Origin of the sequence: Streptomyces sp. RGM 3693 (assembly GCF_050471125.1) — a bacterium.
Taxonomy (GTDB): domain Bacteria; phylum Actinomycetota; class Actinomycetes; order Streptomycetales; family Streptomycetaceae; genus Streptomyces.
The window spans coordinates 383614-398062 of the sequence record NZ_JBMPPQ010000002.1 but is presented as its reverse complement, the minus strand read 5'-3'; the positions used below and the strand labels follow the sequence as shown (position 1 = coordinate 398062).

The following is a 14449-nucleotide window of genomic DNA, read 5'->3' as shown; positions in this document are numbered from 1 at the left end:
CGGCCGGCTAGCCGTCCAGCGGCGGTGCGGACCGGCGGGGCGACGCCTGGGTCGTCTGCTGGTCCATGGGCAGCACCGGAACCGGTCGGGCGGCGCCCCGGCGTGCCAGCACCGTCCAGGCGCCCAGCCCGGCCAGCAGCACCACCCCGGCGCCGATCCCGACGTACGCCACCACCGTCAGGGGGCCGCCCGCCCCCTGCGCGGGCCGCCCCACGGCGTCGTCGCCGGGTGTGAGGCCGAAGTCGCCGGCCGGTGACACGTAGCCGGGGCCGGCCTGCGGGGTGCCGCGGACGTCCACCCGGAGGGTGAGGACGGCGCCCTGCGGGAAGGCCACCGCGGTGCGCGAGCTGAGGGTGACCGCCACGTAGTACCAGCCCGCGAAGCGCATCCCCGCGACCGCGCGGTCCGGTGCCGAGCGGTTGCCGTGGGCCACCGGCGCGGTGAACGCCTTGGCGGCGGCCGGTTTCCCCTCGTACGGAACGAAGCTGCCCGCGCTGACCACGCCGCGCGCCGGGTTGTAGACGGCGAGGCCGAGGGCGCTGGGGACGAACGGGGTGGAGGGGGCGGTGGAGTTGGGGAGTTCCGCGCTGAGGTTCAGCCGCTGGCCCCAGTCCACCGGGACGCGGTAGAAGCGGGTCTCGCCGGGGGCGAGGTGGTCCTTCCAGACACCCTTGCGGACCGTGGCTGCGTCGTTGAAGCCGGTGCCGCCCAGGGCCTGATGGGTGGTGGCGTCCGTGGGCGGTGCGGGCGTGGCGGAGCTCCAGCTGCCGGCGGCCGGCGGGGACGGGGGCTTGCCCTTGAGCGCGGGTTCGGTGAGGTGGCCGATCTCGACGGGCCAGGGCTCGGGGCCGGAGGTCGCCGGGCCTTCGCGGCTGACCACCACGTAGTAGGGGCCGGCGTGCTGGCAGCTCGGGACGTCCGGGCCGATCAGGCGGGCGGCGTAGTCGGCGACCGGGTAGGCGGTGCCGCCGCTGTGGAACTGCGCGGTCCCCTCCGGGCCGCAGGTGGTGCCGCTGCTGTCCTCGATCTTGACGGTCAGTCGGTCGGTGTAGTCCTCGACCTTGGTGCCCGGACGGGGCGCGGCGACCGCCGAGAAGTAGGCGTTACTGGTGCCGTCGAGGGCGACGGCGTAGTGCTTGGTCTCGCCGCGCCGGATGGTGTCCGGGTGCTGCCCGCGGTCGAGCCGCGGGGCGTCCGCCGTGCTGGCGGCGCCCTTGACGGGGGTGCCGCCGGAGGCCATCCGGTAGCCCGGTACGCCGTCGGCCGCGGCCGACGCTCCCGTCGCGAGCGCCAGCGCCGCCAGCGCCGCCAGCGCCGCCAGAGCGGCCAGCCCCCGGCGCCCCGCCGTGTGGTGCGTCATCGCGTGCCTCGCCCGCCACCCGCAGCGCCCGTTCCCGGCTTCCGACGGGCCCAGACGTACGACAGGCCGAGGCCGGCCAGCAGCAGGACGCCCAACCCGCCGACGGAGACCCCGGCGACCCGGATCGCGGGCCAGCCGCCGCCCGCCGTGCCGGTGGCCACCGGACCCGAACCGTCGTCGATCGCCTCGCCCTTGATGGCCGCCGCACCGGCCTCCGGTCCGGCCTTCGCCTGCCCCAGGACGGCGACCCTCAGCACCACGCCGATCTGCGGGTTCTTCGCGATCTGGGCCGTCCTGGCCCCGAGCGTGACCGCGATGTAGAAGTCGCCCTTGGCGTGGACGGGGATGACGTTGGGGTGCGTCTCGTAGCGGTTGGTCCAGGAAACCGGCACCGTCCCCATGCTCAGCGAGGCCGGCCGCCCGTTGTACGGCACCTGCGGCGTGAAGACCCCGGTCCCGCTGCCGACCGGAGCCCGGAACGGCGTATAGACCTGGGTGCCGCCGAACGAGGTGTGGGAGCTCTGGCCGGACCGCGGTTCGTTGGCGAACTCCACGTCGTAGCGCAGCTGTTGGCCCCAGCTGACCGGCACCTTGTACCAGAGCGTCTGCGCGGGCAGGATCCGATCCCGCCAGACGCCCGGGCCCAGCGACCGGGCGTCGTTGAAGCCGGTGCCACCGGTGACGTCCTTGGGCGGCGTGGTGGGCAGCGTGGCGCCCTTGCCGCCGGCGCCGTACTCCGGGGCCGACTGCGCGGGGGTGGTGCCCTTCGCCAGCGGATGTTCCACGTGAAACATCAGCTCCACCGGCCAGGCCGCGGCGTCCGATCCGGTGTCCGCGCGGCGCTCGACGACCAGCCAGTACCGGCCCGCCTTGTCGCAGGTCCCGGTGCCGCTCTGCGACGGGACGCGGCTGACAGCCGAGGTCAACGGCGTGGCACCCTCCCGCTGACCGAACATCGCGGTGGAGGATTGGCAGCTGCCGCCCGCGTCGTACGCGATCTGGGTGCGCAGGGTGTCGAGGGAGCCGATCGCCGAGCCGGACGGCGGCACCACCGTGGCGGAGAAGTCGGCCACCGAGGCCGCGTCCAGGTCGACGGCGTAGTACCGCTTCTCGTTGGGACCGATGCTGTCGAGGTACTGCCCGGGGCCGACGACCGACGCGCCCTTCTGGTCATCCGCCCCGTGGACCCGGGTGCCCTGGAACTGGTAGCCGGCCGCGGAGAGTTGACCCGCGCGCTGCACCTGACGGGTAAGCGACTGGGCGTCAGGAGCGTCGTAGTACTGGCCGTTGCCGGACTTGGCGATGCACTCCAGCTGACTGCGGGCCGTGCCGGCCACCTGGAATCCGACGACGTCGATGTGCAGATCGACGCCGGACGCGGCGAGTTGGGAGGCGACCTGGCAGGGCTGTGGGGTCCGGCAGGTGTCCTCGCCATCGGAGATCAGCACGATGGTGCGCCTGCCGATCGCGCCGGCGACCGGCTTGGGGAGGTCCTGGGCGGCCTTGGCCAGGGAGAGCCCGATGGGGGTGTCGCCCTTGGGGGTCGCGCCCGCGACGGCCTGTTTGAGGCCGGCCCGGTCCAGCGGGGCGACGGGCCGCGCGAGCCGGGTGTCGTCACAGCCCTTGGGCTTGTCCGCGCCGTAGACCCGCAGCCCGGTGGGGTAGCCCTCGGGCAGGGCGTCGACGACGGTGCCGACCGCCTTGCGGGCGGCGGCGATGCGGGTGCCACCGGCCCCGTCGCTGCCGGCCATCGAGCCGGAGGAGTCGAGGACCATCACCAGCCCGCCGCCCTCGGCGGACGGTGTCGCCCGCGGGGCCGCCCCGGCCGGCAGCGCCAGCGCGGCCGGCAGCACCGCCGTGGCCAGGGCCAGCAGCGCCCGCCCCCAAGCCCTCAACTTCGTTCGATCAGGGGGTACCCCCACCTCCAGCGCCACCGCCCCCCTGCGTGGTGGTCGTGCCATGCCCTCGTCCCCCTCGCGTCTGCCGGTCACAGCCCGGACATCGACTTCACGGCCAGCGACTTTGCCGCTGCAACCAATCAATGTGCGATAGCAAACTCAGGGGCCCTCTGCCCGCCCCCGACACGTACGAAACCCCGGTCGCCCTTGGGCAACCGGGGTCCATACGAACTGTGCTGTGCGTGTGGTCTCACACACCCGAACCTGCGGGCACGGAGTCGGTCGCCTCCGTCCACAGATCCTGCTCGGCGCGATCCGCCTGGATCTGGCGGTACACGAGGAGCCCGCCGATGGCGGCCAGTGCGACCAGGAGAAGCTTCTTCACCGCGCGACCTCGTCTTTCGTTGACGTGAGGGACCCTATGTCGGCCGATGATACACACCGGTCGATACCGATCGGTTATCTAGCCCGCACTCGGCAACACCCCGTCCACAGGCACCGCGGGGCCCCAACTCCCGCCCCTTCACAACGAATCGCGCCCGACGTCCGTTCCCGCCCCCCGGCGGGCCGGCACCGGCCGGCAAAAGCAGCGGCCCGGCCGGAGAAATCTCCGGCCGGGCCGTGTGTGCGGTGCGGCTACCAGGACTTGAACCTGGGGCCTCTTCCTTATCAGGGAAGCGCTCTAACCGTCTGAGCTATAGCCGCTCGTTCGCTGCACCGAAAGATTAGCGCACTTCAGAGGCGTTCCCAAAATCGGTTCCCGAAGCCTTGGGAACGCCCGACGCCACGCCCCACCAGGAGCGCTCACTCGTCCTCCGCGAGCGTCAGCTCCACGCCGCCCACGAAGCCCGCCGACAGGTTGTAGATGAAGGAGCCGAGGGTGGCCAGCGCGGTCGCCAGCACCACGTCGATCACCGCGATGACCGAGGTGAACAGCAGCACCCGCGGCAGCGAGAGGAACGACTGCAGGTCGAAGCCACCGCCCTCGGCGGAGCCGGTCGCCTCGCTGATCGTCTTGCCGACGGTGGAGAAGACGCCCATCGCGTCCATCACCATCCACAGGACCGCCACCGCCACCACCGTGCAGATGCCCAGCGCGATGGACAGCAGGAAGCTCACCTTCATCACCGACCAGGGGTCGGTACGCGCCACCCGGAGCCGGGCCTTACGCGTCCGCGGGGCCGTGCTGGCGCCCGTACGCGGCTTGCGCACGGCCTGCCCGGCTCCGGCCTCTCCACCGTCCGTCCGGTACGCCTGGGGCGGCTGGTACGGCTGCTGAGCGCCGCCCTGCGGCTGTCCCTGGCCGCCGCCCCGGCTCTGCGACTGGGGTTGCGGCTGGGGCTGGGGTTGCGGCTGTCGGCTGTTGGTCACGGTTCCCCCCTCGTGGGCGCCCTCGTCCCGGGTGCCGTCGGACGCGACGGAGCCACGGACGCTGCGTTCCTTTTCGGTTGACGGTTCCGCCGCGGAGTCCGATGTGACTCCCGCTTCGCCCGTCGCAGCGCCCGTGGCTCCACTCACGACCTACTCCTCGTGCTACTCCGCCGCGGGCTGCTCGCCCCCGACTGCGGTGGACCCGGACTCCTCGGCCGCGCCGGTCTCCTCGGCCCCGTCGGGCCCGTCGACCTCCTCGGCCTCACGGCCGGCCTCGGCGTTGCGCGCGATGCCGACGACGGCATCCCGCTTGCCCAGGTTGATCAGTTGGACGCCCATGGTGTCACGGCCGGTCTCCCGGACTTCGCTGACCCGCGTACGGATCACGCCACCGCCGAGCGTGATCGCGAGGATCTCATCGCTCTCCTCGACGACCAGCGCGCCGACCAGCGAACCCCGGTCCTCGACGATCTTGGCGGCCTTGATGCCCAGGCCACCGCGGCCCTGGACGCGGTACTCGTCGACCGGAGTGCGCTTGGCGTAGCCGCCGTCGGTCGCGGTGAAGACGAAGGTGCTCTCCCGGACCACGTTCAGCGAGAGCAGCTCGTCGCCCTCGCGGAAGCTCATGCCCTTCACACCGGAGGTGGCGCGGCCCATCGGGCGCAGCGCCTCGTCGGTCGCGGTGAACCGGATCGACTGGGCCTTCTTGCTGATCAGCAGCAGGTCATCGGACTCCGAGACCAGCTCGGCGCCGATCAGCTCGTCGTCCGTGCCGTCCTCGCGCTCGCGCAGGTTGATCGCGATCACGCCGCCGGAGCGGGGCGAGTCGTAGTCCTTGAGCGGGGTCTTCTTGACCAGACCGCCCTTGGTGGCGAGGACGAGGTAGGGCATCGCCTCGTAGTCGCGGATGGCCAGAATCTGCGCGATCTGCTCGTCCGGCTGGAAGGCCAGGAGGTTGGCCACGTGCTGGCCCCGCGCATCCCGTCCGGCGTCCGGGAGCTCGTATGCCTTGGCGCGGTAGACCCGGCCCTTGTTGGTGAAGAACAGCAGCCAGTGGTGGGTGGTGGAGACGAAGAAGTGGTCGACGATGTCGTCTTCCTTGAGCTTGGCGCCCCGCACGCCCTTGCCGCCGCGCTTCTGCGAGCGGTAGTCGTCGGTCTTCGTCCGCTTCACGTAGCCGCCACGGGTGATGGTGACGACGATGTCCTCTTCGGCGATCAGGTCCTCGATGGACATGTCACCCTCGAAGGGCACCAGCTTGCTGCGCCGGTCGTCGCCGAACTTCTCGACGATCGCGGCCAGTTCCTCGCTGATGATCTGGCGCTGCCGCTCGGGGGAGGCCAGGATCGCGTTGTACTCCCTGATCTTGCGCTGGAGCTCGTCGTGCTCAGCGGTGATCTTCTGGTGCTCCAGGGCGGCCAGCCGGCGGAGCTGCATCTCCAGGATCGCGTTGGCCTGGATCTCGTCGATCTGCAGCAGGCCCATCAGGCCCTCGCGGGCGACGTCGACCGTCTCGCTGCGCCGGATCAGCGCGATGACCTCGTCGATGGCGTCGAGCGCCTTGAGCAGACCGCGCAGGATGTGGGCCCGCTCCTCGGCCTTGCGCAGCCGGAACTTCGTCCGGCGGACGATGACCTCGACCTGGTGCGTGACCCAGTTCCGGATGAAGGCGTCCAGGGAGAGGGTGCGCGGCACGCCGTCGACCAGCGCGAGCATGTTCGCGCCGAAGTTGGTCTGCAGGTCGGTGTGCTTGTAGAGGTTGTTGAGGACGACCTTGGCGACCGCGTCCCGCTTGAGGACGATGACCAGCCGCTGGCCGGTGCGCGAGGAGGTCTCGTCGCGGACGTCCGCGATGCCGCCGACCCTGCCGTCCTTGACCAGGTCGGCGATCTTCTGCGCGAGGTTGTCCGGGTTGACCTGGTAGGGGAGTTCGGTGACCACCAGGCACTGGCGGTTCTGGATCTCCTCGACCTCGACGACCGCGCGCATCGTGATGGAGCCGCGGCCGGTGCGGTACGCCTCCTCGATGCCCTTGCGGCCCACCACCAGCGCACCGGTGGGGAAGTCGGGGCCCTTGATCCGCTCGATCAGGGCGTCCAGCAGCTCCTCGCTGGACGCCTCCGGGTGGGCCAGCGCCCACTGCGCGCCCTCGGCGACCTCGCGGAGGTTGTGCGGCGGGATGTTGGTGGCCATGCCGACCGCGATGCCGGCCGAGCCGTTGATCAGCAGGTTCGGGAAGCGGGCCGGCAGGACCGTCGGCTCCTGGTTACGGCCGTCGTAGTTGTCCTGGAAGTCGACGGTCTCCTCGTCGATGTCCCGGAGCATCTCCATCGACAGCGGCGCCATCTTGCACTCGGTGTACCGCATGGCGGCGGCCGGGTCGTTGCCCGGGGAACCGAAGTTGCCGTTGGAGTCGACCAGCGGCATCCGCATCGACCACGGCTGCGCGAGGCGGACCAGCGCGTCGTAGATGGAGGTGTCACCGTGCGGGTGGTACGTACCCATGACGTCGCCGACGACGCGGGCGCACTTGTAGAAGCCCTTCTCGGGGCGGTAGCCGCCGTCGTACATCGCGTAGAGCACGCGGCGGTGCACCGGCTTGAGACCGTCGCGGACGTCGGGCAGCGCACGCGAGACGATGACGGACATCGCGTAGTCGAGGTAGGAGCGCTGCATCTCCGTTTCGAGCCCGACGGGCTCGACGCGCATCCCGCCGGCGTTGACGGTGGCGGGCGCGCCCTCGGCGGTCACGCCGTCCGGGGTCACAGGGGGGTTCTCGTCGGCCATGGTGGTTCAAAGTCCTTTCGAGCTGCGGCTGGTGTGCGGGCCGACAGGGCTCAGATGTCGAGGAAACGGACGTCCTTGGCATTGCGCTGGATGAACGAACGGCGCGCCTCGACGTCCTCGCCCATGAGGACGGAGAACAGGTCGTCCGCGCGGGCCGCGTCGTCCAGCGAGACCTGGCCGAGCACCCGGTGGTCGGCGTCCATGGTCGTCACGCGCAGCTCCTCGGCGTTCATCTCGCCGAGACCCTTGAACCGCTGGATGGAGTCCTCGCGGATCCGCTTGCCGTTCTGCTTGCCGCGCTCGATCAGCGCGTCCCGCTCCGGGTCGGAGTAGGCGTACTCGAAGTCGTCCCGACCCCACTTGATCTTGTACAGCGGCGGGCGGGAGAGGTAGACGTGCCCGGCCTCGACCAGCGGCCGCATGAAGCGGAACAGGAAGGTCAGCAGCAGGGTGTTGATGTGCTGGCCGTCGACGTCGGCGTCCGCCATCAAGATGATCTTGTGGTACCGGAGCTTCTCGATGTCGAAGTCCTCATGGACCCCGGTGCCGAAGGCCGAGATCAGCGCCTGGACCTCGTTGTTCTGCAGGATCTTGTCAACCCTGGCCTTCTCGACGTTCAGGATCTTGCCGCGGATCGGGAGGATCGCCTGGTACTCCGGGTTACGGCCGGACTTGGCCGAGCCGCCGGCGGAGTCACCCTCGACGATGAAGATCTCGCACTTGGTCGGGTCGTTGGACTGGCAGTCGCTCAGCTTGCCGGGCAGCGACGCCGTCTCCAGCAGGCCCTTGCGGCGGGTCAGATCGCGCGCCTTGCGGGCCGCGACCCGGGCGGTGGCCGCCTGGATGCCCTTGCGGATGATGTCCGCGGCCTCGTTGGGGTTGCGGTCCAGCCAGTCGTTGAGGTGCTCGTGGACCACCTTCTGGACGAAGGTCTTCACCTCGGTGTTGCCCAGCTTGGTCTTGGTCTGGCCCTCGAACTGCGGCTCGGCGAGCTTGACCGAGATGATCGCCGTCAGACCCTCGCGGATGTCCTCACCCGTGAGGTTGTCGTCCTTCTCGCGCAGCAGCTTCTTGTCGCGCGCGTAGCGGTTGATCAGCCCGGTCAGCGCGGCGCGGAAGCCCTCCTCGTGGGTACCGCCCTCATGCGTGTGGATGATGTTCGCGAAGCTGTAGACACCCTCGCTGTACTGGGTGTTCCACTGCATCGCGAGGTCGACGGAGAGGTTCCGCTCCTTGTCCTCGGCCTCCACCGAGACCACCGTCGGGTGCACCAGCTCGCCCTTGCGGGAGTTGAGGTACTTCACGAAGTCGACGATGCCGCCCTCGTAGTGGTACCGCACCGAGAGCGGCTTGCCGTCCTCGTCCACGTGGTCCGCGCGCTCGTCCTTGAGCGAGATGGTCAGCCCCTTGTTGAGGAACGCCATCTCCTGGAAGCGCCGCGACAGCGTCTCGAAGCTGTACGTGGTGGTCTCGAAGATCTCGCCGTCGGCCCAGAACGTGACCGAGGTGCCGTGCTTGTCGGTGGCCTCGTGCTGGGCCAGCGGGGCGGTGGGCACGCCCTGCTTGTACTCCTGGGTCCAGCGGTAGCCGTCCGTGCAGATCTCGACCGCGACCCGGGTCGACAGGGCGTTCACCACGGACACGCCCACGCCGTGCAGACCACCGGAGACCGCGTACCCGCCGCCGCCGAACTTGCCGCCGGCGTGCAGCACCGTCAGCACGACCTCGACGGCCGGCTTGTTCTCGGACGGCACGATGCCGACGGGGATACCGCGACCGTTGTCGATGACCCGGACGCCCCCGTCGGCCAGGATCGTCACCTCGATGGTGTCGGCGTGGCCGGCCAGCGCCTCGTCGACGGAGTTGTCGACGACCTCCTGCACGAGGTGGTGCAGACCGCGCTCGCCCGTTGAGCCGATGTACATGCCGGGGCGCTTACGAACCGCGTCCAAGCCCTCAAGGACGGTGATCGCGCTGGCGTCGTACGACTTCTCCGCCGAGGAGTCGCCCACGGCGCCGGCCGACCCCCCCTCTTCGGTAGAAGCCATGTTGTTCTCGTTGAGGTCGCCGGAGTCGGCCACGAAGCGCCCTTTCTGGCACAGCACGAGCCCTTCCACACCTGTTGCGATCTCCCCGCGAAGGACAGGTGGGAGCGGCTCGTCGTTCGACTTGTTCCGCGAGTGGGCGGGATTGGCACCAGTCTACCGGTAGCGCCGACACTCATGGGGGTTTGCAGGCGCCTGAGTCGCCATGTGCCGCCCTGAACTGACGTCCGCCGACTCCCCATATGCGAGATGGGGGCCCAGGACGCCCACGCGGGCACTCAGCGCTTCGACATGTCAACCGCCGGCTACCGTGAGCGGAGTCTCATGCATCACACGCGTTTACAAGGTTCGTACGGGAGTGCGTTGTTTCACGTGAAACGGCCCGCGACCAGCCGAGAAAGCGCGAGAGGGGCGGTGTTTCACGTGAAACACCGCCCCTCTCCGGAATGCTCCGTCGCACGGTCGCGCTCAGCCGTAAGTGTCGCCGGGGCCCTTGCTACCCGGCGCCCGCAGCTGCCCGTACCGGCGCCCGGGACCGCCCGGCCCCAGCACCTTGATCATCTTGACCGTGCCGTGGCCCAGGTCCTGATTGAGGCGGGCCACCAGCTGAGGCGCCAGCAGCCGCAGCTGCGTCGCCCAGGCCGTCGAGTCGCACTGCACCGTCAGAACGCGGGCGTCCTCGTCGTACCGCTGCGGCTCACAGTGCTGTGCCACCTCGGGCCCCACTATCTGCGGCCAGCGGCCCATCACCCCACCGACCGCCGCCGGGGTCTCCCAGCCGCGCTCCGTGATCAGGCGGTTGATCGCAGCACCCAGCGGCAGCGGGTCCCGGCCGTCCGCCCGCGCGCCCGAGCGCAACCCACCGCGACGGGCCTGCTTCTTCTGCTGCGCGGCCGCGCCCCGAGCGCGCGCCTGCTCCTTGGCCGCGACCAGCGCCTGGCGGGCCAGGTCCACACCCGACAGCTCCGGCGTCTTGGGCCGCTCCGGCTGTGGTTCGGTCACCGGTCCGTCCTCTCTACGGTGCCGCCGGAGACCGCGTACCGCGCCCCGACCAGCACTCCCGGCACGTCGTCGGCCACCGCGGCGGTCACCAGGACCTGCTCGCCCGGTGCCACCAGCTCCGCCAACCGCTCCCGGCGCCGCGCGTCCAGCTCCGCGAAGACATCGTCGAGTACGAGCACCGGCTCATTGCCCTCGGTCCGCAGCAGCTCGTACGACGCCAGCCGCAGCGCCAGCGCGTACGACCAGGACTCGCCGTGGCTGGCATAGCCCTTCGCCGGCAACTGCCCCAGTTTCAGCAGTAGATCGTCGCGGTGCGGCCCCACCAGGGTCACCCCACGCTCGATCTCGCTCTTGCGGGCCTCGCCCAGCGCCGTCAGCAGCACGCCGTACAGCTCCTCGCGGTTCGAGGCGGCGGCCATCGCCTCGCCCGCGGAACCGCGGTACTCCAGCCCCAGCGGCCCGCCGCCCGGCGCCAGCTGCTCGTACGCCTTGTCCGCCAGCGGCCGCAGCGCCGAGATCAAGTCGAGCCGCTGGGCCAGGAGTTCGGCACCGGCGCGGGCCAGATGCTGGTCCCAGACGTCCAGCGTCGACAGGTCCATCTGCCGTCCGCCGTGGCGGCGGGCCAGCGCCGCCGTCTTCAGCAGGGTGTTGCGTTGCTTGAGGACGCGGTCGTAGTCCGCGCGCACGGCCGCCATCCGCGGCGAGCGGGCAGTGATCAGTTCGTCGAGGAACCGCCGGCGCTCGCCGGGGTCGCCCTTGACCAGCGCCAGGTCCTCGGGCGCAAACAGCACCGTCCGGACGATTCCCAGCACATCGCGCGGTCTGACCTGCGACGATCTGTTGATCCGGGCGCGGTTGGCCTTGCCCGGGTTGAGCTCCAACTCCACCAGCTGCTGTCGTTCGCCCTGGATGACGGCGGCCCGGATGATCGCTCGGTCCGCGCCCATCCGCACCAGCGGCGCGTCCGAGGAGACCCGATGGCTGCCGAGGGTGGCGAGGTAGCCGACCGCCTCGACCAGATTCGTCTTGCCCTGCCCGTTGGGTCCCACGAACGCCGTGACGCCCGGGTCGAGCGGGACCTCGACCCGGGCGTACGAGCGGAAGTCGGCGAGCGACAGATGCGATACGTGCATAGCTGGGCGCCGACCTCCCCGGCTGCTGAGCTGGTTGTACTTACTTCTTGCTCTCGACCGCGTGGCCACCGAACTGGTTGCGCAGCGCGGCGATCATCTTCATCTGCGGGGAGTCGTCCTGGCGGGACGAGAAGCGCGCGAAGAGCGACGCCGTGATCGCCGGCAGCGGCACGGCGTTGTCGATCGCGGCCTCGACCGTCCAGCGGCCCTCGCCGGAGTCCTCGGCGTAACCCCGCAGCTTGTCCAGGTGCTCGTCCTCGTCGAGGGCGTTGACCGCCAGGTCCAGCAGCCAGGAACGGATGACCGTGCCCTCCTGCCAGGACCGGAAGATCTCACGCACGTCGGTGACCGAGTCGACCTTCTCCAGCAGCTCCCAGCCCTCGGCGTAGGCCTGCATCATCGCGTACTCGATGCCGTTGTGGACCATCTTCGCGAAGTGGCCCGCGCCCACCTTGCCGGCGTGCACGGAGCCGAACTCGCCCTCCGGCTTGAGGGCGTCGAAGATCGGCTGCACCTTGGCGACGTTCTCCGCGTCACCGCCGTACATCAGCGCGTAGCCGTTCTCCAGGCCCCAGACGCCGCCAGAGACGCCGCAGTCCACGAAGCCGATGCCCTTGGCAGCCAGCTCCTCGCCGTGCTTCTCGTCCTCGGTCCAGCGGGAGTTACCGCCGTCCACGACGAGGTCGCCGGGCGAGAGCAGCTCGGCCAGCTCGTCGATCGTCGACTGGGTGGCGGCGCCGGCCGGGACCATGACCCAGACCACCCGCGGACCCTTGAGGCTGTCCACAAGCCCCTTGAGGCTGTCCACATCGGCCAGGTCGGGGTTGCGGTCGTATCCGATGACGGTGTGGCCGGCGCGGCGAATGCGCTCGCGCATGTTGCCGCCCATCTTGCCGAGACCGACGAGACCGAGCTCCATCACAGACCCTCTTTGCACATAGTCGTTGCTCTTCGTACCCGGGTCCGAGCCTACGCCCGAGACCCCGTGCACAGCTGTGGGCTCAGCCGCTCATCAGGGCCTGTCAGCCAGTCGCCGCAAGGGCCCCGGCACACGGCCGGGGCCCGCTCGGTACGAAAGCCGTCCGGCCGCGTCAGCCCGAGAGGCGGACCGGCATGATCAGGTACTTGTAGGCGTCGTCAGCCTCGGCGTCCTTGGCGGGGCGGCCGCTCAGCAGCGCCGGCTTGGTCGACGTGGTGAACGCCAGCTGCGCCACCGGGGAGTCGATGGCCGACAGGCCCTCCAGCAGGAAGCCGGGGTTGAAGGCGATCGAGATGTCGTCGCCGTCCAGGTCGGCGTCGACCCTTTCCACAGCCTGTGCATCGTCGCTGGAGCCGGCCTCCAGGATCAGTACGCCCTGCTCGAAGCTCAGCCGCACCGGGGTGTTCCGCTCGGCGACCAGAGCCACCCGCTTGACGGCCTCGACGAAGGGGGCGGTCTCGATCACGGCGACGGAGTTGAACTCGGTCGGGAAGAGCGTCCGGTACTTCGGCAGGTCGCCCTCGAGCAGACGGGTCGTGGTCCGCCGGCCGGCGCCCTCGAAACCGATCAGGCCCTCGCCCTGCCCGGAGCCGGACAGCGCCAGCGTGACGGTGTCGCCGCTGCTCAGGGACTTGGCGGTGTCCAGCAGCGTCTTGGCCGGAACCAGGGCGACCGCGGAGGTGTCGGGGCTCTCCGGCTTCCACAGGAACTCGCGGACCGCGAAGCGGTAGCGGTCGGTGGAGGCCAGGGTGACGGTGTCGCCCTCGATCTCGATCCGCACACCGGTGAGCACCGGGAGCGTGTCGTCACGACCGGCGGCGATGGCCACCTGGGCGGCAGCGGCCGCGAAGACCTCGGCGGAGACGGTGCCGGTGGCGGTGGGCATCGCCGGCAGGGACGGGTACTCCTCCACAGGCAGGGTGTGGAGGGTGAAGCGGGAGGAGCCGCAGACCACGGTCACCCGTACACCGTCGGTGGAAATCTCCACCGGGCGGTTGGGGAGCGCACGGCAGATGTCGGCGAGCAGCCGGCCGGAGACGAGGACGGTGCCCTCTTCTTCCACATCGGCTTCCACCGAGACCCGAGCCGAGACCTCGTAGTCGAAGCCCGAGAGGCTCAGTGCGCCGTTGTCCGCCTTCAGCAGCAGGCCCGCGAGGACGGGCACCGGCGGACGGGCCGGGAGGCTCTTGGCCGCCCAGGCCACTGCCTCCGCGAGTACATCGCGCTCCACCCGGATCTTCACCGGAAACCGCCTCCTGCTGTTGCTGGCTCTCGCCCTGCTGGCTCTTCGTCGTCGGCTGGGTTGCCGGAGACCAGTCTGACGCACGCCGCCGACAGTCGGTGCGGCTCGGGGTCAAGTCGACTCGACCGGGGCGACGGGCTCCGGAGCCGAGTTGTGCACAGGGCCCGATTCGAAGCGCATTCCCCGGTAGATATCCGTGGTCGTAGTAGTAGGCCCTGTGGAAACCGTGGACAACTGACTTTGCGCAGGTCAGCGCCGATTTTTTGTCCACCGCCCCTGTGGGTTGAAGCCGTGGATAAGTGGGCCTGGCTGTGGACCGCGAGAAGTTCTGCACACCCCATGCACAGGGCCAGGGCACTTCTCCCCAGTGCCGTCCCCAGGTTTACCCACGTTCCCCACAGCCCAACCCACCACCTTGGTGTGACCGCTTTCACTCGGCGTGGTGAGGGCGGGTGTTGCGTTGCCGAACAGTGGACAGCGGTGTGGAGAAGCTGGAGATCGCTGGGGACAACAGCCCTTCACCTGTGGGCAGCCGGTGGACAAGTTCTCGACACCCCTGTGGATGAATCCTCTGTCCACAGCCTGTGGATTGCGGTTGGCCACAATTCCACATGCGGTTGACCTCGTCCGA

The 14449-nt window shown here is 70.1% G+C and carries 10 protein-coding genes and 1 tRNA gene; all 11 read right to left on the bottom strand.

Annotated elements, in window-relative coordinates:
* Positions 1-7 precede the first annotated feature (7 nt).
* On the bottom strand, positions 8-1360 hold the full coding sequence (locus ACO0M4_RS19085; RefSeq protein ID WP_430371896.1) for a hypothetical protein: 1353 nt from the start codon (positions 1358-1360) through the stop codon (positions 8-10).
* Positions 1357-3321, bottom strand: a complete 1965-nt coding sequence (locus ACO0M4_RS19080) for a vWA domain-containing protein (RefSeq protein WP_430371895.1) — start codon at positions 3319-3321, stop codon at positions 1357-1359. Before ACO0M4_RS19080 ends, ACO0M4_RS19085 begins: the two co-directional genes overlap by 4 nt.
* A 187-nt stretch (positions 3322-3508) precedes the next feature.
* Positions 3509-3643 carry a DLW-39 family protein gene (locus tag ACO0M4_RS19075; RefSeq protein ID WP_003958712.1) on the bottom strand — a complete coding sequence of 45 codons (135 nt, stop codon included), beginning with the start codon at positions 3641-3643 and terminating at the stop codon, positions 3509-3511.
* A gap of 246 nt (positions 3644-3889) precedes the next feature.
* A tRNA-Ile gene (locus tag ACO0M4_RS19070) sits at positions 3890-3963 on the bottom strand.
* Positions 3964-4062: 99 nt separating this feature from the next.
* Positions 4063-4776: a DUF3566 domain-containing protein gene (locus ACO0M4_RS19065; protein WP_430371892.1), complete on the bottom strand. Its 714-nt coding sequence runs from the start codon at positions 4774-4776 to the stop codon at positions 4063-4065.
* A 15-nt stretch (positions 4777-4791) separates the two neighbouring features.
* Positions 4792-7416, bottom strand: a complete 2625-nt coding sequence (gene gyrA / locus ACO0M4_RS19060) for a DNA gyrase subunit A (protein WP_430371890.1) — start codon at positions 7414-7416, stop codon at positions 4792-4794.
* A 50-nt stretch (positions 7417-7466) separates the two neighbouring features.
* The gene (gene gyrB, locus ACO0M4_RS19055; protein WP_430373852.1) at positions 7467-9521 is read right to left on the bottom strand and encodes a DNA topoisomerase (ATP-hydrolyzing) subunit B; all 2055 of its coding nucleotides are present in this window, start codon (positions 9519-9521) and stop codon (positions 7467-7469) included.
* 408 nt (positions 9522-9929) lie between these two features.
* Positions 9930-10463, bottom strand: coding sequence for a DUF721 domain-containing protein (locus ACO0M4_RS19050; protein ID WP_430371889.1), 534 nt, complete (start codon positions 10461-10463; stop codon positions 9930-9932).
* Positions 10460-11596, bottom strand: a complete 1137-nt coding sequence (gene recF / locus ACO0M4_RS19045; protein ID WP_430371887.1) for a DNA replication/repair protein RecF — start codon at positions 11594-11596, stop codon at positions 10460-10462. Before recF ends, ACO0M4_RS19050 begins: the two co-directional genes overlap by 4 nt.
* Positions 11597-11636: 40 nt before the next feature.
* Positions 11637-12515: a phosphogluconate dehydrogenase (NAD(+)-dependent, decarboxylating) gene (gene gnd / locus ACO0M4_RS19040; RefSeq protein WP_430371885.1), complete on the bottom strand. Its 879-nt coding sequence runs from the start codon at positions 12513-12515 to the stop codon at positions 11637-11639.
* Between the two features lie 172 nt (positions 12516-12687).
* Positions 12688-13818 (bottom strand): DNA polymerase III subunit beta, encoded by a 1131-nt coding sequence (dnaN, locus tag ACO0M4_RS19035; protein ID WP_430371884.1) that lies wholly within the window; start codon positions 13816-13818, stop codon positions 12688-12690.
* Positions 13819-14449 lie beyond the last annotated feature (631 nt).

Bases quoted from the DNA above. Each gene is read 5' to 3' on its own strand.
- recF (WP_430371887.1), bottom strand. From the start codon at position 11,596: ATGCACGTATCGCATCTGTCGCTCGCCGACTTCCGCTCGTACGCCCGG.
- ACO0M4_RS19085 (WP_430371896.1), bottom strand. From the start codon at position 1,360: ATGACGCACCACACGGCGGGGCGCCGGGGGCTGGCCGCTCTGGCGGCG.
- ACO0M4_RS19080 (WP_430371895.1), bottom strand. From the start codon at position 3,321: ATGGCACGACCACCACGCAGGGGGGCGGTGGCGCTGGAGGTGGGGGTA.
- gyrA (WP_430371890.1), bottom strand. From the start codon at position 7,416: ATGGCCGACGAGAACCCCCCTGTGACCCCGGACGGCGTGACCGCCGAG.
- gnd (WP_430371885.1), bottom strand. From the start codon at position 12,515: ATGGAGCTCGGTCTCGTCGGTCTCGGCAAGATGGGCGGCAACATGCGC.